General features: G+C 71.8%; 22 protein-coding genes. 18 read left to right on the top strand and 4 right to left on the bottom strand.

The annotated features are described in order from the left end of the window. Nucleotides 1–625: 625 nt before the first annotated feature. Nucleotides 626–1,486 carry a hypothetical protein gene (locus PROPJV5_RS12585; RefSeq protein WP_220474417.1) on the bottom strand — a complete coding sequence of 287 codons (861 nt, stop codon included), beginning with the start codon at nt 1,484–1,486 and terminating at the stop codon, nt 626–628. A 30-nt stretch (nt 1,487–1,516) separates the two neighbouring features. Here PROPJV5_RS12585 and PROPJV5_RS10730 point away from each other — a divergent pair, with 30 nt between their 5' ends. The 5 genes from PROPJV5_RS10730 (at nt 1,517) to PROPJV5_RS10710 (ending at nt 5,778) form a co-directional block, all read left to right on the top strand. Beyond that, nucleotides 1,517–2,563: a hypothetical protein gene (locus PROPJV5_RS10730; RefSeq protein WP_182858693.1), complete on the top strand. Its 1,047-nt coding sequence runs from the start codon at nt 1,517–1,519 to the stop codon at nt 2,561–2,563. Between the two features lie 8 nt (nt 2,564–2,571). After that, nucleotides 2,572–3,576: an HAD-IIA family hydrolase gene (locus PROPJV5_RS10725; protein WP_119716359.1), complete on the top strand. Its 1,005-nt coding sequence runs from the start codon at nt 2,572–2,574 to the stop codon at nt 3,574–3,576. A 219-nt stretch (nt 3,577–3,795) separates the two neighbouring features. Continuing rightward, on the top strand, nt 3,796–4,404 hold the full coding sequence (locus PROPJV5_RS10720) for a biotin transporter BioY (RefSeq protein ID WP_119716343.1): 609 nt from the start codon (nt 3,796–3,798) through the stop codon (nt 4,402–4,404). Between the two features lie 7 nt (nt 4,405–4,411). After that, nucleotides 4,412–5,143, top strand: coding sequence for an energy-coupling factor ABC transporter ATP-binding protein (locus PROPJV5_RS10715; protein ID WP_119716342.1), 732 nt, complete (start codon nt 4,412–4,414; stop codon nt 5,141–5,143). A 44-nt stretch (nt 5,144–5,187) separates the two neighbouring features. Then, entirely contained in the window at nt 5,188–5,778 is a 591-nt protein-coding gene (locus PROPJV5_RS10710) for a CbiQ family ECF transporter T component (RefSeq protein WP_119716358.1), read from the top strand. 28 nt (nt 5,779–5,806) lie between these two features. On the opposite strand, the gene PROPJV5_RS10705 is transcribed toward PROPJV5_RS10710, so the two are convergent. Continuing rightward, nucleotides 5,807–7,696 carry a vWA domain-containing protein gene (locus PROPJV5_RS10705; RefSeq protein WP_119716341.1) on the bottom strand — a complete coding sequence of 630 codons (1,890 nt, stop codon included), beginning with the start codon at nt 7,694–7,696 and terminating at the stop codon, nt 5,807–5,809. A gap of 118 nt (nt 7,697–7,814) precedes the next feature. Here PROPJV5_RS10705 and PROPJV5_RS10700 point away from each other — a divergent pair, with 118 nt between their 5' ends. The 10 genes from PROPJV5_RS10700 to PROPJV5_RS10655 all read left to right on the top strand — a co-directional run bounded on the left by PROPJV5_RS10700 (nt 7,815) and on the right by PROPJV5_RS10655 (nt 18,319). Continuing rightward, the gene (locus tag PROPJV5_RS10700; protein WP_119716340.1) at nt 7,815–9,041 is read left to right on the top strand and encodes a serine/threonine-protein kinase; all 1,227 of its coding nucleotides are present in this window, start codon (nt 7,815–7,817) and stop codon (nt 9,039–9,041) included. A gap of 63 nt (nt 9,042–9,104) precedes the next feature. Beyond that, nucleotides 9,105–9,632 carry a DNA-binding protein gene (locus PROPJV5_RS10695; protein WP_119716339.1) on the top strand — a complete coding sequence of 176 codons (528 nt, stop codon included), beginning with the start codon at nt 9,105–9,107 and terminating at the stop codon, nt 9,630–9,632. A gap of 61 nt (nt 9,633–9,693) precedes the next feature. Beyond that, nucleotides 9,694–9,942 carry a hypothetical protein gene (locus PROPJV5_RS10690; RefSeq protein WP_119716338.1) on the top strand — a complete coding sequence of 83 codons (249 nt, stop codon included), beginning with the start codon at nt 9,694–9,696 and terminating at the stop codon, nt 9,940–9,942. Next, nucleotides 9,939–10,682: a TlyA family RNA methyltransferase gene (locus PROPJV5_RS10685; RefSeq protein WP_119716337.1), complete on the top strand. Its 744-nt coding sequence runs from the start codon at nt 9,939–9,941 to the stop codon at nt 10,680–10,682. Before PROPJV5_RS10690 ends, PROPJV5_RS10685 begins: the two co-directional genes overlap by 4 nt. 60 nt (nt 10,683–10,742) lie before the next feature. Next, the gene (locus tag PROPJV5_RS10680; RefSeq protein ID WP_119716336.1) at nt 10,743–11,651 is read left to right on the top strand and encodes an NAD kinase; all 909 of its coding nucleotides are present in this window, start codon (nt 10,743–10,745) and stop codon (nt 11,649–11,651) included. A gap of 1 nt (nt 11,652) precedes the next feature. Further along, nucleotides 11,653–13,341 carry a DNA repair protein RecN gene (gene recN / locus PROPJV5_RS10675; protein ID WP_119716335.1) on the top strand — a complete coding sequence of 563 codons (1,689 nt, stop codon included), beginning with the start codon at nt 11,653–11,655 and terminating at the stop codon, nt 13,339–13,341. 65 nt (nt 13,342–13,406) lie between these two features. Then, nucleotides 13,407–15,080 (top strand): CTP synthase, encoded by a 1,674-nt coding sequence (locus PROPJV5_RS10670; protein ID WP_119716334.1) that lies wholly within the window; start codon nt 13,407–13,409, stop codon nt 15,078–15,080. Continuing rightward, nucleotides 15,077–15,739: an NUDIX domain-containing protein gene (locus PROPJV5_RS10665; protein ID WP_119716333.1), complete on the top strand. Its 663-nt coding sequence runs from the start codon at nt 15,077–15,079 to the stop codon at nt 15,737–15,739. The genes PROPJV5_RS10670 and PROPJV5_RS10665 overlap by 4 nt, the downstream gene beginning before the upstream one ends. A gap of 19 nt (nt 15,740–15,758) precedes the next feature. Then, complete coding sequence (xerD, locus tag PROPJV5_RS10660; protein ID WP_239018480.1) at nt 15,759–16,682, top strand: site-specific tyrosine recombinase XerD; 924 nt, start codon at nt 15,759–15,761, stop codon at nt 16,680–16,682. 200 nt (nt 16,683–16,882) lie between these two features. Next, on the top strand, nt 16,883–18,319 hold the full coding sequence (locus PROPJV5_RS10655) for a mannitol dehydrogenase family protein (RefSeq protein ID WP_119716331.1): 1,437 nt from the start codon (nt 16,883–16,885) through the stop codon (nt 18,317–18,319). 386 nt (nt 18,320–18,705) lie between these two features. Here the strand turns inward: PROPJV5_RS10655 and PROPJV5_RS10650 are convergent, their stop codons facing one another. Continuing rightward, the gene (locus tag PROPJV5_RS10650) at nt 18,706–20,181 is read right to left on the bottom strand and encodes an MFS transporter (protein ID WP_182858692.1); all 1,476 of its coding nucleotides are present in this window, start codon (nt 20,179–20,181) and stop codon (nt 18,706–18,708) included. Between the two features lie 380 nt (nt 20,182–20,561). Beyond that, nucleotides 20,562–21,119: a GNAT family N-acetyltransferase gene (locus PROPJV5_RS10645; protein ID WP_239018478.1), complete on the bottom strand. Its 558-nt coding sequence runs from the start codon at nt 21,117–21,119 to the stop codon at nt 20,562–20,564. A 63-nt stretch (nt 21,120–21,182) separates the two neighbouring features. Between PROPJV5_RS10645 and PROPJV5_RS10640 the strand changes: the two genes are divergently transcribed. From PROPJV5_RS10640 to PROPJV5_RS10630, 3 genes are all read left to right on the top strand, one after another. Continuing rightward, a complete protein-coding gene (locus PROPJV5_RS10640; protein WP_119716329.1) occupies nt 21,183–22,868 on the top strand; it encodes a ribonuclease J in 1,686 nt (561 codons plus the stop codon). Nucleotides 22,869–22,974: 106 nt separating this feature from the next. Then, nucleotides 22,975–23,160: a 50S ribosomal protein L28 gene (gene rpmB / locus PROPJV5_RS10635; protein WP_119716328.1), complete on the top strand. Its 186-nt coding sequence runs from the start codon at nt 22,975–22,977 to the stop codon at nt 23,158–23,160. Between the two features lie 125 nt (nt 23,161–23,285). Beyond that, nucleotides 23,286–25,553: an ATP-dependent DNA helicase RecG gene (locus PROPJV5_RS10630; protein ID WP_239018477.1), complete on the top strand. Its 2,268-nt coding sequence runs from the start codon at nt 23,286–23,288 to the stop codon at nt 25,551–25,553. The last annotated feature ends 78 nt before the right edge of the window (nt 25,554–25,631 follow it).

Raw genomic sequence — 25,631 nt, 5'->3', positions numbered from 1 at the left:
GCGCCGATGGTACTGCACGCGGGAGCGTGTGGGAGAGTAGGAAACCGCCGCACACATTCCACAACGAGTGTCCCCGGCCACATGCTGGCCGGGGACACCACCATTTAACACGGGGCACTGTTCGGCCACGGGACACTGCTTGATGGGGCCGACGCGAAAGACGGTGTCCGCGTCCTCAGCGCAGTAGCCGGGGTGGGTCTCGGCGGGCCTGCTGAGAACCAACACGGGCAAGACCGGCACGTGCACACCAGCGGGTCTCTGACCGGTCCATTCTCACGGGCGGCCGGCGAGCAGGTAAGCTTGCCCGAGGCGGTGACGGCCGCCCTTCTCAATCATCATTGACTCTTCACTCATCAATAGCGTCGTATCGCAGCCGGAGTAGGACGGAATCATGGACAATTCATCGGATCACTCGGGCTCGCGAGGCCCCTCCCGAGGGCGAGACGGCCGACGCACCCGGCCTCAGACCGGCCGGGGGGAGCGTTCCTCCGATCGGCGCTCCAACGGACGCGACACATGGCGTGGCCGCGGGGCCGGCACAGGCCGGAGCCGCGATGGCTCAGCACCGCGTGGGGGCCGCGATTCCCGGCGTGCCGGCTGGGACAGCCGTGAGAGCGGTACGGGTTCAGCCCGCGAGGGTGCCAACGGCTGGGACAGCCGGTACAGCAACGATCGAGGCCGTGCGACAGGTGCGGGTGAGGGCCGGCGAGAGCGTCGAGGCCCCGTCTCCTGGTCCGACCGTGGACGGCGCCCCAGCCAGAACCGGGCCGGCGAGAGCACGGGGCGCCGCTGGGATGCGGGCGAACGCCGCGAGAACCGCGGCGGCTGGAACGACCGTCAGGAGCGCGGCGAACGGAGCGCCTGGGGCGATCGCCGTCCTGGGCGCACAGAGCGTCGCTGGGCCGGTGACGATCGCCGAGCGGAGCGAGGAGGGCGCACTCGCGATGGTTGGACCCAGCGTGGTGGGAACCGCCGCGATGACTCGCGCCGTGACGACCGTCGTCGTGACGAGCGGGACAGCGGCCAGCGCGGTGGCCGTGACCGGGGCGACCGTCGCTGGTACGACGATGGCCGGCCGCGCGACGGAGCCGACCGGGGCGGGAAACGAGAGTTCTCCAACAGCTCGGACGGCCGCGGCCGGGGAGACCGTTCCTGGCACGACGACGGTCGACGCGACCGTCGTGCAGATGACCGTGATGGCCGCTCTGGCCGCAGGCAGTGGGGCAGCGGTCGTGACCGGGGCGGCAACGGCCGCACCGACCGGCATGGGGACGAACGCGGTGAGCGCTCTGGCCGCAGGCAGTGGGGCACCGGTCGTGACCGGGGCGGCAACGGCCGCACCGACCGGCATGGGGACGAACGCGGTGAACGCTCTGGCCGCAGGCAGTGGGGCACCGGCCGTGACCGGGGCGACAATGCCCGCACCGACCGGCGGGGGGCTCGTTCCGACCGTCGGCAGTGGGACGGCCGTCGTGACAGCGGGCATGACGATGCGCGTGCGCGCCAGGACGCCCGGGTGCCTGCCCCCGGGCTGGAGCGTCCCGCGGACGAACCGGAGGTCAGCCTCGACTTCGACGACCGTCTGCTGTCGGCGCCAGTGCGCGCCGAGCTCCGTGGTCTGCCGAAGGAGCTCGCCCGTGAGGTGATGGCCCATCTCATCGCCGCCGGCGAGCTGATCGAGGAGGACCCGGAGCTGGCCAACCGGCACGCCCAGGCGGCCCGGCGTCGGGCCGCCAGGCTGCCCATCGTCCGCGAGGCGGCGGCTGAGACCGCCTACGCGGCGGAGGACTACGCGACCGCACTCACCGAATACCGTGCCGTGGCCCGCATGACCGGCAACGACGAGTACCTGCCCGTCATCGCAGACTGCGAGCGGGCCATCGGCCGCCATGACCACGCGCTGCGCACCATCCGCCAGGGCCACGAGGCGCGTCTGGGCGTCACCCAGCGCGTCGAACTGATCCTCGTCGAGGCGGGGCTGCGACACGACATGGGCCAAGACGACGAGGCCCTCCGCGTGCTCCGCAGCGCCATCGAGAGCAAGATCGGCAAGGCCGCATCGCAGGCCAGACTCCGGTACGCCTACGCGGACCTGCTCGCCGCCGGCGGGGACACCGGCGGCGCCATCACGTGGTTCATGGCGGCGGGACGGCTCGACAAGGCGCACAGCCTCGACATCGCCGAGCGCCTGGAGAGCCTGGGGGCCGAGGTACCCGACGACTTCCGGGCCTCGATCGACGAGACCGACGAGGACCTCTACGTCGAGGAGCAGGAGCCCGAACCCGAGCAGGAGCCGGCGGACGGCGAGGCAGATGCAGATGGCGATGAGCTGCCCGAGGGCGCCATCACGTTCCACTCCGACGTCCCCGTGGAGCCGGAACCGGGGTTGGCCGATGAGGCACCGGGTGGTGCGGGTGCCCCGGTAGCAGGATGGGACGCTGGGGGCACCCCCGACGAGCCCAAGGCAGCAGCCGAACCCGAGGCCGGCCCCGCCACCGTTGAGATCGAGACCGTGCCCGAGCCGCAGGATCTCCAGACTGACGAGACCGAGGAGGACGAGTGACCAGGGACATGCTGTGCGGCCGGTACGACGCGGCGCTTTTCGACCTGGACGGCGTCATCTACCTAGGCCCGCGATCCGTCGAGGGCGCGCCGGAGGGGGTCGAGGGGCTGCGAGCCGAGGGCGTCACCGTGGGTTTCGTCACCAACAACGCCGCGCGCACCCCCCAGACCGTCGCCGACCACCTGACGAGACTGGGCATCGACTGCGGGCTCGCCGACGTCGTGACGAGCGCCCAGGCCTCGGCGCGCATGCTCGCCGAGGCACTGCCGCCAGCGGCCAAGGTGCTCATCTGCGGCACCCCGGCGCTGGCCGCCGAGATCGAAGCCGTCGGGCTCACCCCGGTGTGGAGCAGCCAGGACGGGCCGGTCGCCGTCATCCAGGGCTACGATCCCGAGATGACTTGGCCGCGTGTCACCGACGCCGCGCACGCCGTGCAGGGCGGTGCCCGCTGGTATGCCACCAACCCCGACATGACCCGCCCGACCGATCTCGGACTCGAACCGGGTCTGGGCACCCAGATCGCCACCCTGAGGGTCTGCCTGGAGCCGGGGGCCGAGCCCGAGATGGCGGGCAAACCGTTCCCGCCCCTGCTGCGCGAGACCGTCCGCCGGCTGTCCGCCGAGCACCCGATCTTCGTCGGCGACCGGCTCGACACCGACATCGAGGGCGCCTTCAACGCCGGGATGGACTCGCTGTTCGTGTTCACCGGCGCCCACGGCATGCGGGACCTGTTCGCCGCCGATCCCTCGTGGCGCCCCACCCATGTGGGCTACGACATCAGGGCCCTGCTGAAACCGGCCCGCACCGTCGAGATCAGCGACGACACCGCGCGCTGCGGGGCGGCAGTCGCCCGGATCGACGACGCCCGGGTGCAGATCAGCGGCCACGGCACTGAGCGCGAGAGCCAGCTCGACGCGCTCTGGGCCGCGCTGCAGCTGGTCTGGCGCGCCGCGGACCGCGGGTCCGGCGCTGACCCCGGCCCAGTGATCGAGGCGCTCGACCAGCTGCACTGACTGCCCTCGCGAGGCGCTCATGGCCTGCACCTGCGCCGAGGACGGCCTCATTCGGGCCGAGGACGGCGTCACGGTGCGCATCCAGGTCCGCGGCGCGTGTTCCCCTCCGGGGCGGGGACATGGCCTGAAACTCGATTGAACACTGTTCAGGGTTGTCGGGTACGATCGGTCGCGCGTCACCACAGTGGGGCGCCCAGACCATGCAGGAGTTCATCAGCAATGACCACCAGGACTGAGAATCGCACCGCGCGGCGCAGTGGCTTCGCCGCATCCGACTTGGCCCTCATCGCGGTCTTCGCCGCCCTCATCGCCGTCTTCGCCCTCATCCCGGCCCTCTTCACGGTCGGTGCCGTGCCCTTCGCGCTGCATCTCATCATCGTCCTGCTGGCCCCGCTCGTGCTCGGCGCGACGCGGGGGGCCGCGACCATCCTGCTCTACCTGCTCGTCGGCGTCGCGGGGCTTCCCGTGTTCAGCGGCGGATCGTCCGGCCCGGCCGTGCTCATCGGCGCCACCGGCGGCTACCTCATCGGCTGGATCTTCGCCGCCCTCGCCTCCGGCGCGATCCGCACCGCCGCTGCCCGGCGCAGGCCCTCGAAGGCCGCGTTCACCGCGTGGCTGTTCGTCGCCGCGCTCGTCGGCGTCGTCATCATCCACGCCTTCGGCGTCGCCTGGTTCATGGCCTCACCCAATCTGCGCATGAGCCTCGGTCCCGCCCTGCTCGCCACTGCCCCGTTCCTGCCGTTCGACGTCGTCAAGGCCCTCATCGCGGCCCTGCTCGCCGTCGCCGTGCTCTCGGCCTTCCCGCGGCTCATGCCCGCGAGCAGGTGAGGGCCGGATGATCGAGTACCGCGGGGTAGGCGTCACCGTCGAGGGCTACGACATCGACGGCGCCTCGGTGGCCACTCAGATCCTGCGCGACGTCACGCTGAGCCTGACCGAACGTCGGATCGCCGTCATCGGGGCCAACGGCTCGGGCAAGTCCACCCTGCTCAAGCTCGTCAACGGGCTCGTGAGGGCCACCACCGGGCAGGTACTCGTCGAAGGCATCGACCCGGCAGAGGACGGCAGGGCAGTGCGTCGCAGAGTGGGGCACGTGTTCACCGATCCCGGCGCCCAGCTGGTCATGGCGACGCCCCTGGAGGAGATCGAGCTGAGCCTGCGCGCGAGCGTCAAGGGCCGCGCAGAGCGGAAGACCCGGGCGCTGGCCGTGCTCGCCGAGCACGGCCTCGCCCACCTGGCGAACCGTTCCGTCCACACCCTGTCGGGCGGGGAGCGCCAGCTCGTCGCGCTCGCCTCGGTGCTGGCCGTCGAGCCGTCCATCGTCATCGCCGACGAGCCGACCACGCTGCTCGACCTGCGCAACAGGATCCTCCTGGAACGGGCCTTCGACGCCCTGGACCAGCAGCTCGTCTGCTCCACCCACGACCTGGACCTGGCGGCCGGCATGGACCGGGCGCTGCTCGTCGACGACGGCCGGGTTGTCGCCGACGGGCCGCCGGCCGAGATCATCGCCCGCTACCGCGCTCAGATGACGGCCGAGCCGGCCCAGGAGGGCGGGCGGCGGTGAGGCTCGAGAACTACCTGGGCGTCTACCGCGCCGGCCACTCGCTCATGCACCGGACGCCGGTGGCGGTGAAGTACCTGCTGCTCGTCGTACTCGGCGTCGTGCCCTTCTTCGCCGGCCGCTGGCCGGTCTCGGTGGCGGCCGCCGTCGTGTCCGGGCTCGTCCTCGTGCTCGGTGCCGGGCGCCCCCCGCGCGAACTCAACCCGATGCTGGGCGTCATCGTCATGAACGCGCTCATCCTCGTCTACGACAGTCTCTTCCTCAACTGGCGCAACGGCGTCATCTTCTGCGCCGGCATGCTCTCGTGCCTGTGGCTGGCGCGCACGCTCACCGGCACGACACCGGCCTCGGTGCTCATGGACGCCATGGCCGCCCTGGCCCGCCCGTTCCGCTTCCTCGGGGCCAAACCCGAGAAGTTCGCCCTGACCATCGCCATCATGTGGAACGCGGTGCCCGGCCTGCTGCTCAGCGTCCGCCAGGTGCGCGACGCCGCCCGTGCGCGCGGGGTCGAGCGCGCCGGCTGGCGGCTCGTCACGCCGATCGTCATCGGCGCCGTGGGCCGTGCCCTGGCGATGGGCGAGGCCCTGCATGCGCGAGGCCTGGCCGACGAGGAGGAGCCGGCCAGGCCTCGGGTCTGAGGTGTGTTCAGTTGTCGCGTGGCATCGCTCAGCGGTGCCGGCGGGTGTACCAGATGCCGACGCCGCCGCCGGCGAGGAGCAGCACGCCGACGCTGCCCAGGGCCGCGGCCAGCAGGGAGTGGCGCGAGGACCCGGACGAGCCGGACGCGCTGCTGGAGGCCGTCGCCGACGAGCCGGAGGGCGACGGCGAGGCGGTGAGCGACTCCTCGTAGGTCTGGTAGTTCGGCGCCGGCAGGATCTCGCCGACCGTCTGCACGTAGAGCTGGTAGGAGAACTCCGAGCCGGCCAGGGCCTCCTCGTCGGACATGGCGACGGTCACCGTGTAGGCGCCGGCCTGGGAGCTCGAACTGGAGCTTTCCATGTCATAGGTCGCAGGTCTGGTGAGCTGTGACATCTCGGCGGTGCAGCCATCGCTCCTGACCTCGCAGGTCGACTTGTCCCGCTTGTTGCCCGCGCCGGTGATGATGTTCGTACTCATGAGCGGCTCGTTGTTGCTCTTGTCGAGCTCGTCGAGTTTCTTCCCCTGTTCGCCGCCGGTGGGCATGACACTGACGCTGCTCGAGACCGACTGGCCCCAACCGACGGGGACGCTGAAGGTCTGCACCTCGCCGGGCACGATGGTGGCCTGGTAGAGCTTGTTCTGCTCGATGCCCGTCGCCGAGGCGAGCGAGCTGCCGCCGGTGATCTGGGTGGGGCTGCCGCCGAACTTGCCCGTCGTGTCCTGGAAGTCGCCCTCGTCGGCGGTCTCGGCCGCCGAGGCCTGCTCGTTGACGTCACCGACGCGCGGCCACTCGCCGACCTTGAGCTGGAGTGTGCGGTCACTGCTGAGGTCGAAGTTCTCCAGGTCGACCTTGAGGATCAGCTGCTCGGCGTCGTTGCAGTCGTCGCTGTAGTCGTGGCCGGTCGCCATGGCGCCGGAGAGGTAGTAGGGCTCGGGGTAGGTCGAACCCGCGTAGTCGCTGTCGCCCGACGTGCACGTCTTGTTACCGGTGAGCAGCTGTGTGCTCATGATCTTCGTGTACTCGAGTTCCTGCTCGTGGGCCGTGCTCGTCACGAGTACCGAGGCGCTGATGTCGGTCTGCTTGGCGCTGCGCTTCACCACGTAGTAGCGGGTGAGGGTGTCGGACTCGTTGCCGGTGGCCGGGATGGTGTCCTTCCAGTAGCCCGGGGTGAGCTCGGGGGCGCTGCCGGCGTTGGAGGTGCCGGTGACGGCGGTGCCGTCGTAGTCGAAGGAGCGCACGTCGCGGTCGGTGGTCGACTGCTGCAGGGCCTTGGTGAGGTCCTCGGTGTTGTCGGCGTCGTAGTACTTGCCCTTGCCCTTGTCGGCGATGCACTGCAGCTGCTCGCGCGTCGTCGCGTCGACCGACAGGCCCACGACGTCGATCGTCAGGTCGACGCCGGAGGAGGCCAGGGACTCGGCGGTGGGGCAGGGATCGCCGCAGGTGGACTCGCCGTCCGAGACGAGGACGATGGAGCGCTTGCCGTCATTGCCCAGGTCCTTACCGGCCTCCTCGAGCGCCTTGGGGATGGGCGTCCAGCCGTAGGGCGAGTAGTGGCCGATGGCCGAGATGAGCTCGGCCTGGTTGTTCTGGGCGAGGTCGACGACCCGCTGGGTGTCGTCGCAGGCCTCGTCGGGCATCGGCTCGGTGCCCTCGACCGTGGCGCCGAGCACGCGCATGCCGACCTTCGCCTCGGTGGGCAGCGAGTTAACCAGGGAGGTCAGCGACTTGCGGGCCGAGTCGATCTTGGGGGTGCCGGTGCCGTCGTCGGCCGCCATCGAACCCGAGGCGTCGAGGACGAGCATCATGCTCGTCGTGCCCGGGTCGGCGACCGCCACCGGAAGCGTCGTGGCCGCCGGGGCGGCGATCATCGCCAGCGCGGTGAGTGCGACGAGGGGATGTCGCAGTCTGGGGTTCATTCTTCTTCCTTCGGGTGGGTGCAACAGAGAACTGCAAATAGCACTTTGCTATTGCAAAGCTCTCATGTTGGGTCAGGACCTGTCAACCCTACCGGCGCTATGGGATACTGAACCGGTTATGGGAGAGATCTTCGCCGGACGCTATGAACTCGTCGACCTGCTCGGGACGGGTGGCATGGGTGACGTCTGGCGCGTCTGGGACCACCGGGACGGCGGCTACCGTGCCGGGAAGGTGCTCCGCCAGTCCGACTCGACCTCGCTGCTGCGATTCATGCGCGAGGCCCGCTGGCGCTTCGAGCACCCGCACGTCCTCGCGCCGAGCGGCTGGGCGGGAGAGGACGACCGCATCATCTTCGCCATGCCGCTGGTGCACGGCGGTTCGGCGGCGGGCCTGCTGCGCGACTACGGCCCGCTGCCGCAGGCCTGGGTGCTGCCGGCCATCGGCCAGTTGCTCGAGGCCCTCCACGTCATCCACTCGGCCGGGCTCGTGCACCGCGACGTGAAACCGGCCAACATCCTGCTGCGCCCCGGCGTCGTGCCCGACATCGTCCTGTCCGACTTCGGCACCGCCGCCCCCATTGCCGAACCCCGCCTGACCCGGGTGACGCAGGTGATCGGCACACCCGGCTACATGTCGCCCGAGGCACGCTACGGCGCCGACCCCGAACCCGCCCAGGACCTCTACGCGGTGGGCACCGTTCTCATCGAACTGCTCACCGGGGAGCGTCCCGACCAGGAAGAGGCGGCCCGGGTGCCCGCCCGGTTCGCCGGCACCCCGCTGGGGGAGGTCATGGCGCACCTGCTCGCCGAGCTCCCGGCCAGGGTCCCCAGCGCCGCCCAGGCCTGGCAGGAGCTCGCGGCCGTCATCCCCGAGACCTCGACCGGTGAACCCGTCGAGGTCTTCGACCAGATCGGGCCCCTGCCGGCGGGATGGGGGCCCCAGGGCCCCATCGGGGCCGGCGTCCAGGACCCGGGCCCGCCGAGCCCCCAGAGCCCTGGCGGCCTGGACGAGTTCTACTCCCCGCCCCCGGCCAGGGCCGAGGTCGAGCCGCCATCCGACCAGGGGCGGCAGGTCGGCGTGCCTGCCCAGTGGGTCACGGGCCCCACGCCGGAGCCCATGCCCGCGCCCGCCTACCCCCCTGCTCCCGCGCCCGTTCCGCCGGGCCCGGCGCCCGAGGCGATGCCGCCCATGGGCGGGCCCCCGGCGGGAGCGGCACAGACCCCGGCAACCGTCCCCGCCCACTCGGCTTCCGGCACGAGATCCGGTGCGGCGCGCATCGCCCCGATCCTGGTGGTCGCCGGCGGCGTGCTGTGCATCGTGGCCGCCATCATCCTGGCCCTGTGAGATCCGCCGCCACGAGCGAACGCCCCGCTGCACTTTGCAGCAAATTGCCGCTATGATGACCGCATGGCCGGTCCCGAGGAAGTCCGCACGCAGGAGGAGGTCCGCGCCCAGCAGGCCGCCCTCTACGGGGCGCCACTGGCCGACGTACTCGGCCAGTGCGGGGCGACGCTGGGGCTGAACCAGGCCGGGCTCGCCCGGCTGCTGGGCATCTCGGCCCCCATGCTCTCCCAGCTCATCAACGCCCGCCGCATCAAGATCGCGAACCCGGTCGCCGCCGCCCGCCTGACCCGCATGGTCACGCTGGCCTCCGACGTGCGCGAGGGGCGCCTCACCGTCGCCGCCGCACTCGGGCAGCTGGAGGCCGACAACGCCACCGAGATCTCCGCCACGACACTGACCACCCACCTGCACCGGACGACGGCCAGCCAGGTGCAGGAACTCTTCCGCGCCACCGCCTCGGCCTCGGACTACCTGCGGGCGGCCGAACTCGTCCGCCCGCTCAGCGCGGAGATCGCCGACCTGCTCCAGGTCTTCGGCGCCGAGCGCCTCGACCGGGCCGAGGCCTTCGTCCGGTCCCGGGGCCTCGGCTGACCGGCAGCCGGACCCCACCGGCCTTTGAGCCCCTCCCGCCGCGTGGCCTAGGCTCGGCGCCATGAGTGAGCTCCCGAAGAACACCCCCGCCGACCAGAGCGACGGGGCGCCCGAACCCGGGAGCGCCGCCGACCGGCAGCCCCCGGCGACCGGGAACCGGCTCGTCGACGAGGTGCTCGCCGAGCTGGGCGACCTCGACGCCCTGCCCGTCGGCGAACGCCTGGAGAAACTGACCGCCGCCCAGCAGGGCCTCACCGAGATCCTCGACGGCACCCGCGGCCGGCTGCCCAGACCCGGCGGGCAGGCATGAGCGAGGGCCCCGCCCGGAGCCGGCTCGACCAGGCGCTCCCGGCCCGCGGCCTGGCCCGGTCGCGCTCACAGGCAACCGAGCTGATCCGGTCCGGCCGCGTGCGCGTCGGCGGCGCCGTCGTCACGAAGACGTCGACGCCGGTCGGCCCCGACGACCAGATCCACGTCGAGACCGACCCGTGGGTCTCCCGGGCCGCCCACAAACTCCTCGGTGCCCTCGACGAGTCCGGCGTGCAGGTGCCGGACAGGGTCCTCGACGCCGGCGCCTCCACCGGCGGGTTCACCCAGGTGCTCCTGGCCCGCGGGGCACGGCAGGTCTACGCGGTCGACGTCGGCCACGACCAGCTCGCCCGGCAGTTGCGCACCGATCCGCGGGTCCGTGACCTGCAGGGCGTCAACCTGCGCGAACTCACGCTCGGCCATGTCGACGCCCGACCCGTCGACATGGCCGTCGGGGACGTCTCGTTCATCTCGCTGCGCCTCGTCCTCGCGCCCATCCTCAACGTCCTCACCCCCGAGGCCACGGCGCTGCTCCTGGTCAAACCCCAGTTCGAGGTGGGGCGCCAGCGGCTGGGGGCCGGGGGAGTGGTGACCCGCGAGGCCGACCGCGAATGGGCCGTCCACCAGGTCCTCGACGAGGCCACCCGGCTGGGCTGGAACTGCTTCTGGCAGGCGCCGAGCCGGCTGCCCGGGCCCGCCGGCACGATCGAGTTCTTCATCGGCCTGCGCCGCGCCCGCTGACCCGGGTGCGGACGACGAAACACCCCGGGGCCGACAGCAGCGGTCGCTAGGCTTGCCGGCGTGGAAGAAACTCGTCGTGTCGCCGTCGTCATCCATCCGACCCGCCAGGAGGCGGTCACCAGCGCGGTCGAGTTCATCGGCGGGATGCACCGGCACGGCATCGAATGCATGGTCGAGGCCACCCATCTCGACGACGTGCGCGCCCAGCTGCCCGACGTGCGCATCGACCCGCTGTCCATCGACTCGAAGGTCGAACTCATCGCCGTCTTCGGCGGGGACGGCTCCATCCTGCGAGCCTCCGAGTGGGCGCTGCCGCGCGGCATCCCGCTGCTCGGCGTGAACCTCGGCCACGTCGGTTTCCTCGCCGAGCTCGAGGCCTCCGAGATCGGCGAGCTCATCGAGAAGGTCGCCGCCCGCGACTACGTGATCGAGAAGCGCCTCACGTTGCGAGTACGCGTCTTCGACACCGAGGGCACCGCGGTGTGGACCTCCTTCGCCGTCAACGAGGTCAGCACCGAGAAGGCCTCGCGGCGCAGGATGGCCGACCTCATGGTCCTCATCGACGGGCGGCCGCTGTCACGGTGGGCCTGCGACGGCGTGCTCGTCGCCTCCGCGTCCGGTTCCACAGCGTACGGCTTCAGCGCCGGCGGCCCGGTCATCTGGCCGAACACCGAGGCCTTCGAGGTCGTCCCGATCGCCGCTCACGCCCTGTTCTCGCAGGCCTGCGTCGTCGCCCCGAGCTCACAGGTGGAGCTCCAGCTCCTGGGCGACCTGACGTCCTCGGCCATCGTCTGGTGCGACGGGCGACGCAGCTTCGAGCTGCGGCCCGGCTACTCGATCGTCGTCGAACGCTACCCGCAGGACCTGCAGATCGCCCGCCTGTCCGAGCAGCCCTTCACCACCCGGCTCGTCAGGAAGTTCGGGCTCGACGTCGAGGGCTGGCGCGCGCCCAGACGCCAGGGGGGCTGACGTGCTCACCAGTCTGCGCATCTCATCGCTCGGCGTCATCGGTGCCTCCGAGATCGAGCCGGCCCCCGGCCTCACCGCCGTCACCGGCGAGACCGGCGCCGGCAAGACGATGATCGTCACAGGCCTCGGCCTGCTGCTCGGCGAACGCGCCACGGCGGGGATCGTGCGGCGCGGCGCCGACCGCGCGCAGGTCGAAGGCGTCTTCACCGGCATCGGGCCCGTCGCCGACCGGCTCGGCGAGCTCGGGGCCGAGACCGACGACGGGGAACTCATCGTCGCCCGCAGGGTCTCGGGTGGTACCGGACGCTCCCGGACATGGCTGGGCGGGATCCCCGCGCCCCTCGGCGTCGTCGGCCAGATCACCGGCGAGCTCGCCACCATCCACGGGCAGTCCGAGCAGGTCCGCCTCGGCACCCCCGAACGCCAGCGCGAGGTGCTCGACGCGGCCGGCGGCGCCGAACTGGCCCAGCAGCTCCAGGACTACCGCGCGGCCTTCGAGGAACGCCGGCGGGTGATCGCCGAACTCGACGAGCGCGTCCGGCACGCCCGCGAGCGCGCCCAGGAACGTGACATGCTCGCCTTCGGCCTCGACGAGATCTCGGCCGTCGACCCCCAGCCGGGCGAGGACGCCCGGCTCGCCGCCCAGGCCGACCGCCTTCAGGGGCTCGACGACCTGCGCATGCTCGCCGAGAGCGCCGGCCACGCCCTGGCCGGCGCCGCCGACGGCGACACCGACGACCCCGGTGCGCTCGGGCTCGTCGGCGAGGCGCGCCGGCAGGTGCGCCGCATGGCCGACACCGACACCCAGGCCGAACCGCTGGCCGCCCAGCTCGACCAGCTCGCCGTCCTCGTCCAGGAGGCGGCCGTCGACCTGGCCGGTTACCTGGCCGACCTCGACGCCGACCCCGGACAGCTCGAGGCCATCACCGCGCGCCGGGCCGCCCTGGCGGCCCTCACCCGCAAGTACGGCGCCGACGCCGACGAGGTGCTCGCCTGGGCCGCCGAGGCCGGCGAACGCCTGGCCGACCTGTCGGGCGACGACGAACGCATCGAGCAGCTGCGCGCCCGACGCGCCGACCTCGACGCCGCGCTCACCGCCCGGGCCGACCGGATCCACGCGCTGCGCGCCGAGGCGGCCGCCGCCCTCGCCGAGGCCGCCGGCGCCGAACTCGCCGCCCTGGCGATGCCGCACGCGCGCCTGATGTTCGACATCGAGCGGCTGCCCGAACTCGGCCCGCACGGCGGCGACCAGGTTCGCCTGCTGTTCAGCGCCAACCCCGGTACCGCCCCGGCGCCGCTCGCCAGGGTGGCCTCCGGCGGTGAGCTCTCACGCGTCCGCCTGGCCCTCGAGGTGGTACTGGCCGGTGGCGCGCAGGGACACACCTTCGTCTTCGACGAGGTCGACGCCGGCGTCGGCGGCCAGGTCGCCCTCGAGATCGGACGTCGGCTCAAACGCCTGGCGGCCCACTCGCAGGTCATCGTCGTCACCCACCTCGCGCAGGTGGCCGCCTTCGCCGACACGCACCTGGTGGTCGCCAAGTCGACGGACGGCCAGGTCACCAGCTCCGACGTGCACCGCGTCGAGGGCGCCGACCGCGAGGCCGAGATCGCCCGGCTCATGGCCGGGACGGTCTCGGACACCGCGCTGCGACACGCCCGCGAGCTGCTCTCTCAGGCCGCCCGGGGCTGAGGCGCCCCGCCCGGGAGGGAGCCCCACGTGGGCAACCGCCCCGTCGTCGCCTATGCTGGAGGCCCGTGGGGAACGCCAAGCAGACAAAGCACATCTTCGTTACCGGAGGCGTCGCCTCCTCTCTCGGCAAGGGCCTGACGGCCTCCAGCCTCGGCAGTCTTCTCGTGGCGCGCGGGCTGTCCGTGACGATGCAGAAACTCGACCCGTACCTCAACGTCGACCCCGGGACGATGAACCCGTTCCAGCACGGCGAGGTCTTCGTCACCGACGACGGCGCCGAGACCGACCTCGACATCGGCCACTACGAGCGTTTCCTGGGGCGCTCCCTGTCGGCCCGCGCCAATGTGACGACCGGGCAGGTGTACTCGGCGGTCATCGCCAAGGAGCGCCGCGGCGACTACCTGGGCGAGTGCGTGCAGGTCATCCCGCACATCACCGACGAGATCAAGCGCCGCATGCTGGACGTCGCGCAGCCGGGCGACGACGTCGTGATCCACGAGATCGGCGGCACCGTCGGCGACATCGAGTCCCAGCCCTTCCTCGAGGCGGCCCGCCAGGTCCGCCACGACATCGGCCGTGAGAACACCTTCTACATCCACGTCTCGCTCGTGCCCTACATCGGCCCGAGCCACGAGCTGAAGACCAAGCCGACCCAGCACTCGGTCGCCGCGCTGCGCAGCGTCGGCATCCAGCCCGACGCCCTCGTCTGCCGCTCCGCGATGGACCTGCCCGAGGCCATCAAGCGCAAGATCGCCTTCAGCTGCGACGTCGACACCGGCGGCGTCGTGGCCTGCCCCGACGCCCCCAGCATCTACGCCATCCCGAAGGTGCTCCACCACGAGGGCCTGGACGCCTACGTCGTGCGCATCCTCAACCTGCCCTTCCACGACGTGGACTGGACCTCGTGGGACGACCTGCTGGCCCGCGTCAACCGCCCCAGCGAGGAGGTCACCATCGCGCTGGTCGGCAAGTACATCGACCTGCCCGACGCCTACCTGTCCGTCGTCGAGGCCATCCGGGCCGGCGGCTTCGCCAACTGGGCCCGGGTGCGGATCCGCTGGGTCGCCTCCGACGACTGCGAGACCGACGAGGGGGCGGCCGACAAGCTCGGCGACGTCGACGGGGTCGTCATCCCCGGCGGCTTCGGCATCCGCGGCGTCGAGGGCAAGCTCGGGGCCATCAGGTTCGCCCGCGAGAAGAAGATCCCGATCCTCGGCCTGTGCCTCGGCCTGCAGTGCATGGTCATCGAGGTGGCCCGCGACGTCGCCGGCATCACCGGCGCCGCCTCCAGCGAGTTCGACCCCGACACCCCCGACCCGGTCATCGCCACGATGGCCGAGCAGCGCTCCATCGTCTCGGGCGAGGGCGACATGGGCGGCTCGATGCGGCTCGGCGCCTACCCCGCCGAACTGGAGCCGGGCTCGATCGTCGCCGGGCTGTACGGCACGACGAAGGTCTCCGAACGCCACCGGCACCGCTACGAGGTGAACAACGCCTACCGCGAGCAGCTGGAGAAGGCAGGCATCGTCTTCTCGGGCCTGTCCCCGGACCGCAACCTCGTGGAGTTCATCGAACTGCCCGCCGACCAGCATCCCTTCTTCGTGGCCACCCAGGCCCACCCCGAGTTCACCTCGCGCCCGACCAGCGCGAACCCGCTGTTCGCCGGCCTCGTCCAGGCCGCCATCGAACGCCACCGGGCCACCCACCGCACGGCCCCCGAGACGGGGGAGCAGCAGTGAGCGGGCTGGTCGACGGGGCGGAGCACTGGCCGATCCTCAGCCACGAGGTGCAGGCCGTCGGACGGGTCTGCTCCTTCGTCGAGGACGAGGTGCGCCTGCCAGACGGCAGCACGATGCGACGCCAGTGGGTCACCCACCCCGGCGCCGTCGCCATCATGGCGCTCGACGAGCGCCGGCGCGTCGCCGTCGTGCACCAGTACCGGCACCCGGTGGCGGCCCGGCTCGTCGAGCCGCCTGCCGGCCTGCTCGACGTGGCCGACGAGGACCCGCTGGCCGCTGCCAGGCGGGAACTGGCGGAGGAGGCCATGCTGTCCGCCGACGACTGGCGGGTGCTCGTCGACCCGTTCACGTCCCCGGGCGGCCTGCAGGAGTCCATCCGCATCTACCTGGCCCGCGGCCTGCACCGGGTCCCCCGACCCGACGGCTTCGTCGTCGAGGCCGAGGAGATCGACATGGGGATCAGCTGGAAACCCCTCGACGAACTCGTCGAGGACGTCTACGCCGGCCGGGTCCACAACCCGTCGATGATCTACGGCACCCTCGCGCTGGCCCTCGCCATCGCCCAGGACCGTCTCGACTCGCTGCGCCCGGCCGACGCGCCGTGGCCGGCGCGCGACAACCAGGCCGCCCGCGACGCGGAGATCGACGAACTTGGCTGAGGCCACCGGGGCCGACGCGCTGCGGGACTGGGTCGAGGGCTACCTCGACCACCTCACCGTGGAGCGCGGCCTGTCGGCCAACACCATCGCCGCCTACCGCCGCGACCTGAGCCGCTACACCGACTACCTGCAGGCCCGCGGGATCGGCGGGCCCGCGCAGGTGAGCGCCGCCGTGCTCGCCGACTACGAGCAGCACCTGTCCGCCGGCGACGAGGAGCACCGGCCGCTGGCGCCGTCGAGCGTGGCCCGCGCCGTCGTGGCCGTGCGCAGCCTGCACGGCTTCGCCGCCACCGAGGGCTTGGTCGCCGAGGACGTCTCGTCGGCCATCCGCCCGCCCAAGCCCGGCAGGCGGCTGCCGCGCACCCTCACCACCGAGCAGGTCGCCGCCCTCATCGACGCCGTCGAGCGCGAGACCCCCGTCGGCCTGCGCGACGCCGCGCTGCTGGAACTCCTGTACGGCACCGGGGCGCGCATCAGCGAGGCACTGGCCTGGGACGTCGACGACCTCACCCGCGTGCTCGACGACCCGGACGCCGGGCTGCGGGTCGTCGGCAAGGGCAACAAGCAGCGCATCGTGCCGCTGGGCGGCTACGCCCGGCAGGCCGTCGACGCCTGGCTGGTGCGCGGGCGCCCCGCCCTGGCCGCCAGGGCCCGCCAGGCGACCCCGGCGCTGCTGCTCAACACCCGCGGGGCCAGGCTCAGCCGTCAGAGCGCCTGGGAGATCCTGCAGACCCGGGCCCGGGCGGCCGGCATCACCGAGCAGATCGGCCCGCACTCCCTGCGCCACTCCTTCGCCACTCACCTGCTCGAGGGCGGCGCCGACGTGCGCGTCGTCCAGGAACTGCTCGGCCACGCCTCGGTGACGACCACCCAGATCTACACCGAGGTCACCGCCCAGCACCTGCGTGAGGTCTATGCGAGCGCGCACCCGCGAGCCAGGTGAGGGCCTGACCTGGCCGGGAGGAGGATCTCCTCGCCCCGGCCGGCCCATCCGGACGCCCCGTGGCAACCGATGGCAGCGCATGGGGCGGTGGGACGTGGGTGCACCATCATCGGGGAAGACATTGCAGCACGGCCGCTGCGGTCGTGCGCGGTTCGATGACGGCCACATGATCCGACGCGGTCCAGAAAGATGAGGACGTGATGGAACGACTCTCCAAGGCAACACTGCCAGCCGCCCACACCGACGGGGTCACCCTGCCGCCGAGCGGCTGGGACACCCAGCGCACCGGCATCGTGCACATGGGTATCGGCGCCTTCCACCGCGCCCACCAGGCGGTCTACACCCAGGACGCCTTCGCCGCCACCGGCGACGACCGCTGGGGCATCTGCGGCGTCACCCAGCGCTCCGACACGGTCAAGCGCCAGCTTGCCGGGCAGGACGGGCTCTACGGCGTGCTCGAACGCGCTGTCGACCACACCGGGGTGCGCGTCGTCGGCCAGGTGCGCGAGGTGCTCTTCCCCGCCGAGCAGAACGCCGAGCTCATGGCCCGCATCGTCGACCCCGCCACCCGGGTCATCACGCTGACCGTCACCGAGAAGGGCTACCGCCGCAACGGCCAGGGCGGCCTCGACCTGGCCGACCCGGCCGTCGCCGCCGACCTGGCCGGCGGCGAACCGGTCAGCGCCGTCGGCCGGCTCGTCCGCGGCCTGCAGGCCCGCCAGCGCGCCGGCGCCGAACCCATCACCGTCGTCTGCTGCGACAACCTCGCGAGCAACGGCCGCGTCCTCAAACGCCTCGTCGACGACTTCTGCGCCGCGCTCGGCGACGACGACCTCACCGCCTGGATCGCCTCGAAGGTCACCTTCCCTTGCACCATGGTCGACCGCATCGCCCCGGCAACCACCGACGCCGACTGGGCCCTGGGCGAGCAGATCCTCGGACTGCACGACGAGGGCCTGGTCACCGCCGAACTGTTCAAGCAGTGGGTCATCGAGGACGACTTCGTCGCCGAGCGCCCGGCCTGGGAGAAGGCCGGCGCCCAGCTCACCGACGACGTCGAGCCCTTCGAGAACATGAAGCTGCGGATCCTCAACGGCACGCACTCCACGCTCGCCTACGCCGGGGCCCTGCGCGGCTACCCGACGATCACCCGCACCATGGCCGACCCCGAGCTCGCCGAGCTCGCCGCCGGACTCATCACCGAGGACGTCATCCCCGTGCTGGAGTGCCCGCCCGGCGAGGACCTGCCCGCCTACGGCGCCGAGGTGCTCAAGCGCTTCTCCAACCCGGCCCTGGCCCACAAGACCACCCAGATCGCCATGGACGGCTCGCAGAAGATCCCGCTGCGCCTGCTCAGCACGATCCGCGACAACCTGGCCGCCGGACGCAACCCGGCCCACGCCATCACCGGCGTCGCCGCGTGGATGGCCTACGTCGCCACCCCCGAGGCCAACGGCCTGCCCCTGCCCATCGACGACCCGATGGCCGACCGGCTGGCCGCCGTCCGCGGTTCGAAGGACGCCCTGGGCATCGTCGAGAACCTCATGGGCATCGAGGACATCTTCGGCACCGACCTGCCCGGCAACACCTCGGTGCACGACCAGCTCGTGGACGCCGTCACGGCGTTGCTGCCCTGATCATCCGCTGAGCGCGGCCCGCGCCACTCGCCGAATCCACGTGCCCCCGCCCGGCAGCAGCCGGCGGGGGCACGTGTGGTTACGACCCCGGCCCGAACGGACCCGAGGAACTGGCTCGCGCTGTCCGGCGGGACCTGTCCCCGCACCAAGGGCAGGAAGCCCTGCTACATGGTGCCCGGTCCATGCCAGCAGGGCTTGTCCATCCGTGTCGCCGTCGCCGGTCTTCGACAAGGAGTCCGCCTCGTGCCGGCGGGGGACTCGTCGGCTGCTCGGCGCGGGCGCCCATGGCCCCGCGCCCTCGACGCCGGGGACGCGAGCAGGCCCCGGCCCCCTGGTGGGGGACCGGGGCCTGCGTCATGCCAGATGGCGCGGGGCCGGTGCCGAGGTCAGTCGATGACGATGTGCTCGGCCTCGTCGGCGTCGATGCGCTCGCGCTCGGGCTGTGGCTCGACGAGGGTGAGCAGCTCCTTGCGGCGCGAGTGCTCGATCCGGGCGAGCGCGAACGACAGCACCAGCGCCGCGGCCGCGACACCCACCGCGACCAGAGCCGCGACGTGGAAACCGGCAGCGGTGGCCGAGGCCATCGAGGCGCCGCCAGACAGCCGGCCGGCCTGGACGCCGGACAGGACGCCCATGAACAGCGAGGAGCCGATGCAGCCGGCCACCTGGAAGGCGGTCGAGACGATCGTCGTGCCGTGGGAGTACATCGGCTTCTCGAGGCTGGCCAGCGCGAAGGTCTGGGCCGGGCCCATCGTGAAGGCCGTCCCCGCGATGACCGGCGCGTAGCAGGCCATGATCTGCCAGGAGCTCGCGCCCTCACCGAGCATCGACAGGGCGATGGTGAAGACGGTGACGACCACCAGGGCGATCGGCAGCGAGACGCGCAGGCCATGACGGTCGTACAGCCTGCCGGCGACCGGCGCCAGGATGCACGACAGGATGCAGGCGGGCAGCAGCGTGAGGGCCGCGCCGAAGGCCGAGAAGCCCAGGGCGCTCTGCATGAACATCGGCAGCAGGATGTTCATCGAGAACACGATCATGAGCGACAGGAAGATGACGCACAGGCCGAGGGTGAAGCCCCTGTTGCCGAACGGGCGCAGGTCGATGAGGGGCTCGGCGATCCGGCCCTGACGGACCACGAAGGCGGCCAGGGCGACGACGCCGGCGACCAGGCAGGCGACGGCGACGCCGACGGGCCCGGCGAAGATCGTCGAGATGCCGTACAGCATGCCGATGAGGGCGAGCGAGATGAGCGTGGTCGACAGGGTGTCGAGCCTCGGCCTGGTGAGCTCCGCCTCGTCGCCGACGCTGACGAAGGCGATCGCCCAGGCCACGGCGATGAGCGCGGCGAAGCAGACGAAGAGCGTGTGCCAGTTGCCGAACTGCAGGATCGAGCCGGCGATGATCGGGCCGAAGGCCGGCCCGAGGGTGGTCATCGCCGAGACGATGCCCATGTTGGTGCCGAGCTTCTCGCGCGGCGAGACGGCCAGCGTCAGGTTCATGCCGATGGGCACGATCATGCCGGTGCCCAGCGCCTGCACGACGCGGGCCGCGAGGACGACTACGAAGCTCGGGGCGATGGCGCCGACGACGGTACCGGCCAGCAGCAGGCTCAGGGCGAGCATGAGCAGGCCGTGGGTGCGCACCGAGCGGTACAGGAAACCGGTGACCGGCACCATGATCGCTGCGGCCAGCATGTAAGCGGTCGTGACCCACTGGATGGTGCCCGAGCCGACACCCAGGTCGGTCATCATCGGGGTCAGTGCCACGTTCAGGAAGGTCTCGTTGAACGTGGCGAGGAAGGTCGTGTAGGCCACGACGAAGATCACCGCACCAACGCTGCGGCTCTTGCGGGAGGACATTCGACGAACAACTCTTTCTTCGTGCTTGTCACACGCGAGGGCGCACCGGATCCCGGGGCATGGCCCCGGTGCGGATCCGGTGCGCGACGGTGTGCTTGGTGAACAGCGACTCGCCCAGGGCCGCGCAGACGGCGGCGACGTGCTGCTCGGGAGAACGGCCCGCCGCTCGGCGGGCCAGTGGTCTCGATCCGGGGACATCGCGCCGTGGTGAATCACATGTGCGGTGTTCTCGGACAACGCTGAACGACGTTAGCACACATGTCCGGACATTAGGCAACACGAGAAGCAGCAGTTCGCAACTGAATGCAACACCGCGTTGCGGTGATGGCCACAGCCATGACCGGCGCCGCGGCCCACCTCGCGGTCCTCGGTCGTCGCCCTCAGATGGCGGTGTGCAGACGCACCTGGCGCAGGCTCGTCGAACCGTCCTCGGGGCCGATCTCGCGGTGCGCGCCGTCCGGGGCCCATCCGGAACCGGTGAGAAAGGCGCGCAGGTCGTCGTCGGTGGTGGGCACCCACCAGGTGGCGCGTTCGAAGCCGTCGGCCCTCAGCGTGTCGACGACGGCGTTCAGCAGACGCGAGCCGTGCCCGCGTCCGGTCCGCCCGATGACGAACTCGCCGACGACCGCGTCGGTCGGGTCGGCATCCGGGTCCTCGCTGGGGCCGATGGCGGCGAAGCCGAGCACCGTCCGGTGGTCCTGGGCCGTCGCGACGAGCACCCGGTAGGTCGCCAGCGGGGGAGCGACGATCGCCGACAGCCACGCGGCGGACATGGCGGCCGGATCGGGCAGCTGCGCGGCGAGCCCGGCCCTGGCCCAGGCCCCGGCCTGAAGCTCGGCGATGCGTTCGGCCTCGTCCGCCATGGCGAGCCGGGCGAAACCCGGCTCCGGGCCATGGGCGTGACGCCGGGCGGCGTCGTCGTGCGGGTGCTCGCTCACGGTTCACAGCCTACGGCCGCGGCGCGGGCGGCCCCAGCCGGCCGGCACCGCTAGGCTGAGCCCGTGACACATGACGGTTCGAAGACTCCTCCCGCACTGGACCCCGACACCCTGCGTGTCATCCCGCTCGGCGGCCTGGGCGACGTGGGGCGCAACATGACCTGCTTCGAGCTCAACGGGAAGATCCTCATCGTCGACTGCGGCGTGCTCTTCCCCGAGGAGAGCCAGCCGGGCGTCGACCTCATCCTGCCCGGCCTGGACTACCTCGCCGACCGCCTCGACGACGTGGTGGCCCTGGTGCTCACTCACGGCCACGAGGACCACATCGGCGGCGTGCCCTATCTGCTGCGCCAGCGCCAGGACATCCCCGTCTACGGGAGCCGCCTGACCCTGGCCTTCGTCGAGGCCAAGCTGCGGGAGCACCGCCTGCGCGATGCCGTGCTGCACACCGTCGCCGAGGGCGAGCGGGTCGACGTCGACGAGTTCGGGCTCGAGTTCTTCGCCGTCACGCACTCGATCCCGGACGCCCTGGCCGTGGTCGTCCGCACCTCGGCCGGTTCCGTCCTGCACACCGGCGACTTCAAGATGGACCAGCTGCCCCTCGACGGGCGGATCACCGACCTGCGCGGATTCGCCCGCGCCGGCGCCGAGGGCATCGACCTGGTCATGGCCGACTCGACGAACGCCGAGGTCAAGGGGTTCACGCCGCTGGAACGCGACATCCTGCCGAACCTCGAACGCGTCTTCGCCGAGGCCACCGGCAAACTCGTCGTGGCCTGCTTCGCCTCCCACGTCCACCGCGTCCAGGAGATCCTCGACCTGGCGGCCCGGCACGGCCGGAAGGTCTGCTACGTCGGGCGCTCCATGGTCCGCAACATGGCGGTCGCCCGCGATCTCGGCTATCTGCACGTGCCCGGAGACATCCTCATCGAGCTGTCCCAGCTCAACGACTACCCCGACGACAGGGTCGTGGTGGTCTGCACGGGCTCGCAGGGCGAGCCCCTGGCGGCGCTGAGCCGGATCGCCAACCGGGACCACCCGGTCATCGGCATCAACCCCGGCGACACCGTGCTGTTCGCCAGCTCCCTCATCCCCGGCAACGAGAACTCCGTCTACCGCGTCGTCAACGGCCTGACCCGGCTCGGGGCCAGGGTCGTGCACCGCGGCAACGCCTTCGTGCACGTCTCGGGCCACTCGGCCTCCGGGGAGCTGCTCTACCTGTACAACATCGTCCAGCCCGGCAACGTGATGCCCATCCACGGCGAGGAGCGCCACCTCGTCGCCAATGCCGAACTGGCCGTCGCCACCGGTGTGCCGCGCGAACGCGCCATCGTCGCCCACGACGGCGACGTCGTCGACCTGCGCGACGGGGTCGCAAAGCCGGTCGGCCGCGTCGACGCCTCGTACATCTTCGTCGACGGCTCGACAGTCGGCGACGTCTCCGAGTCGAGCCTGACCGACCGGCGCATCCTCGGCGAGGAGGGTTTCATCTCCATCGTCGCCGCCGTCGACCTGCGCAAGGGCGAGGTCGTGGCCGGCCCGGACGTCTCGGCGCGTGGCTTCCTCGAGGCCCCCACCGTCTTCGACGACGTGACGACGAAGATCGCCGCGGCGCTCGACGCGGCGCTCGCCGAGGGCGTCGACGACGAACACCGCCTTCAGCAGGTGGTTCGCCGGACGGTCGGCCAGTGGGTGTCCAGCACCTACCGTCGCCGTCCGATGATCGTCCCGGTCGTCATCGCCGTCTGAGCCCGGCCCGGCGGGATTTGGGGAACGCCTTCCCGGCGGGATATGATCACCAAGTTGCGCCCCCGCGGGTGCAGTTCACTGTCATCGAAGAGGTCAAGGAGTCGCCATGGCTGCCGTGTGCGAGATCTGCGGCAAGGGCCCCGGCTTCGGGCACAACGTGCCGTGGTCGAAGAAGAAGACGAATCGTCGTTGGAATCCCAACATCCAGCGCGTCCGTGCCGTCGTCAACGGCACGTCGAAGCGCCTGAACGTCTGCACTTCCTGCCTGAAGGCCGGCAAGGTCAGCCGCTGAGTCCCAGGTTCTGCGAAGGGCCCGCTCTAATGAGCGGGCCCTTCGTCCTGTCCGCCGTCGCCTGACGGCGCGGGCCAGGTCGGCGCCGGGAACTGTCCGCCCGCCCCGCTAGTCTCGGACACGTGGTGAGTGGGACCAGAACAGCAGGCCGGGGAGCACGTCCCGGCCAGGTGGCGAGCCCGTTCCGCACCCGGGCCTACCGGCGGCTGTCCGAGCCGCTGTCGGGGGTGTTCGGCGCGCGGACGGCGAAGGCCCTCGCCGCGGTCGGCGTGCGCACCCTCGACGACCTCATGCACTACACGCCCCGCGACTACCTCTACGGCACCCAGCGCAGCGACCTGAGCGCGCTCCTGCCGGGGGAGCGGGCCGCCGTCCTGGCCGGGGTCGAGTTTGTCGGCGCCCAGCCGTTCAAGGGCGACGCCCGGCGCTGGCGCCTCGAGGCGGTGCTCACGGACGGGCGGGGGCAGCTCAAACTCATCTTCTTCGGGAAGAAACACCTCGTCGACTACTGGCGCCGCCAGCTCTCGATGGGGGTCAGGGGCATCTTCGTCGGCAAGATCGGCGAGTTCCGGGGCGAGCTGCAGATGAGCCATCCCGACTTCGTCATGCTCGACGGCGACGGCCGCATCGTCGGGGCCGCCGACGAGAAGAAGACCCAGATGGCCCAGGTCGTCAGCCGGGGCGAGGTGATCGGCATCTACCCGGCGCGGGCCGCCCTGCCGACCTGGCAGATCGCCGAATGCGTCGCCATGGGCCTCGACATGCTCACCGGCATCGACGACCCGCTGCCCGAGCAGATCCGCTCCGGCGAGGAGCTGCCCGGCCTGCTCGAGGCCTTCACCATGGTCCACCAGCCCCGCAGCAGGCAGGACGTCGAGTCCGGCATGCGCCGCCTCAAGTTCGACGAGGCACTCGGCCTGCAGCTCACCATGGCCTACCGGCGCCGTGAGGCCGCCACGCACGAGGCGGCCGCCGTCGTCCCCCGGACAGACGGCCTCCTGGCGGCCTTCGACGCCCGGCTCCCCTTCGAACTCACCGACGCCCAGCAGCGGGTCAGCGCCGAGATCGGAGCCGACATGGCCTCCGAACGGCCCATGCAGCGACTGCTGCAGGGCGAGGTCGGCTCCGGGAAGACCGTCGTCGCCCTGCGCGCCATGCTCGCCGCCGTCGACGCCGGGCGCCAGGCCGTCCTGCTGGCCCCCACGGAGGTGCTCGCCACCCAGCACGCGGCCACCGTCGACTCCCTCATGGGCGACCTCGCCGCCGGCGGCACCCTCGCAGCCCCCGAGCACGCCACCCGCGTCGAACTGCTCACCGGCTCGGTGCCCACCGCCAGGCGCCGGGAGATCCTCGACCGGATCGCCTCGGGCGAGGCGGGCATCGTCGTCGGCACGCACGCCCTGCTCGGAGACGACGTCCGCTTCGCGGGGCTCGGTCTCGTCGTCATCGACGAGCAGCACCGCTTCGGCGTCGAACAGCGGGCCAGGCTGACCGCCGGCAGCAGGCTGCGCCCCCACGAACTCGTGCTCACCGCGACACCGATCCCCAGGTCGGTCGCCATGACCGTCTTCGGCGACCTCGAGGTCTCCACCCTCCAGGACCTTCCCGGCGGTCGCGCCGACGTGCAGACCACGGCGGTCCTCACCGCGGAGCACCCGACCTGGACGGGCAGGGTCTGGGCGCGGCTGCGCGAGGAGGTCCGGGCCGGCCGCCAGGGCTTCGTCGTCTGCCCGCGCATCGGTGGCTCAGACGGGCCAGCATCGGCCGGGGCTGAGGACGCGCCGGAGACCGCCGGCGCCGAGGAGACCTACGCCAGGCTCGCCGGCAACGAACTGGCGGGCCTGCGGCTGGGGCTCCTGCACGGGCGGCAGGGCAACGAGGCCAAGGCGGCGACGATGGCGTCCTTCATCGCAGGCGAGATCGACGTCCTCGTGACGACCACCATCATCGAGGTGGGCGTCGACGTGCCCAATGCCAGCGCCATGGTCGTCCTGGACGCCGACCGTTTCGGGGTCAGTCAGCTGCACCAGCTGCGCGGACGCATCGGCCGTGGCGGGTACCCGGGCATCTGCCTGCTGCTGAGCGCCACCGATCCGCGGACACCTGCCGCCCAGCGCCTGCGTGACGTCGCGGCGACCCGGGACGGCTTCGTCCTGGCCGAACTCGACCTGGCACAGCGTCGGGAAGGCGACGTACTCGGCGCGGAACAGTCGGGGTCACGCAGCTCCCTGCGGCTGCTCCGGGTGCTTGATGACGCCGACGTCATCACCAGGGCCCGCGTCATCGCCGAGACACTCGCCGGAACACCGGCTGAGAACCTGCCCGCAGGGCCGGCCGACATGCTGCGCCGGGGACAGCGGCTCAGCGCGGCCGAGTGGCTCGAACGCGACTGACCGGCCGCCTCATCCGGCCTGCCGCGCCCCACCGCCCGCATCTGGCAGTGGGGCGGTGGGGCGCGGGCCGGCTACCGG

Origin of the sequence: Propionibacterium ruminifibrarum, from assembly GCF_900289195.1 — a bacterium.
GTDB classification, from domain to species: Bacteria; Actinomycetota; Actinomycetes; order Propionibacteriales; family Propionibacteriaceae; genus Propionibacterium; species Propionibacterium ruminifibrarum.
Note: the sequence above shows the minus strand (reverse complement) of the source record. Positions and strands in the feature narration are given on the sequence as shown.

What these genes read in the sequence shown, in the direction of transcription:
- PROPJV5_RS12585 (WP_220474417.1), bottom strand. Translation starts at nt 1,486, where the DNA reads ATGCCCGCTGTCACGACGGCCGTCCCACTGCCGACGGTCGGAACGAGC.
- PROPJV5_RS10725 (WP_119716359.1), top strand. Translation starts at nt 2,572, where the DNA reads ATGCTGTGCGGCCGGTACGACGCGGCGCTTTTCGACCTGGACGGCGTC.
- PROPJV5_RS10720 (WP_119716343.1), top strand. Translation starts at nt 3,796, where the DNA reads ATGACCACCAGGACTGAGAATCGCACCGCGCGGCGCAGTGGCTTCGCC.
- PROPJV5_RS10715 (WP_119716342.1), top strand. Translation starts at nt 4,412, where the DNA reads ATGATCGAGTACCGCGGGGTAGGCGTCACCGTCGAGGGCTACGACATC.
- PROPJV5_RS10710 (WP_119716358.1), top strand. Translation starts at nt 5,188, where the DNA reads ATGCACCGGACGCCGGTGGCGGTGAAGTACCTGCTGCTCGTCGTACTC.
- PROPJV5_RS10705 (WP_119716341.1), bottom strand. Translation starts at nt 7,696, where the DNA reads ATGAACCCCAGACTGCGACATCCCCTCGTCGCACTCACCGCGCTGGCG.
- PROPJV5_RS10700 (WP_119716340.1), top strand. Translation starts at nt 7,815, where the DNA reads ATGGGAGAGATCTTCGCCGGACGCTATGAACTCGTCGACCTGCTCGGG.
- PROPJV5_RS10695 (WP_119716339.1), top strand. Translation starts at nt 9,105, where the DNA reads ATGGCCGGTCCCGAGGAAGTCCGCACGCAGGAGGAGGTCCGCGCCCAG.
- PROPJV5_RS10690 (WP_119716338.1), top strand. Translation starts at nt 9,694, where the DNA reads ATGAGTGAGCTCCCGAAGAACACCCCCGCCGACCAGAGCGACGGGGCG.
- PROPJV5_RS10685 (WP_119716337.1), top strand. Translation starts at nt 9,939, where the DNA reads ATGAGCGAGGGCCCCGCCCGGAGCCGGCTCGACCAGGCGCTCCCGGCC.
- PROPJV5_RS10655 (WP_119716331.1), top strand. Translation starts at nt 16,883, where the DNA reads ATGGAACGACTCTCCAAGGCAACACTGCCAGCCGCCCACACCGACGGG.
- PROPJV5_RS10650 (WP_182858692.1), bottom strand. Translation starts at nt 20,181, where the DNA reads ATGTCCTCCCGCAAGAGCCGCAGCGTTGGTGCGGTGATCTTCGTCGTG.
- rpmB (WP_119716328.1), top strand. Translation starts at nt 22,975, where the DNA reads ATGGCTGCCGTGTGCGAGATCTGCGGCAAGGGCCCCGGCTTCGGGCAC.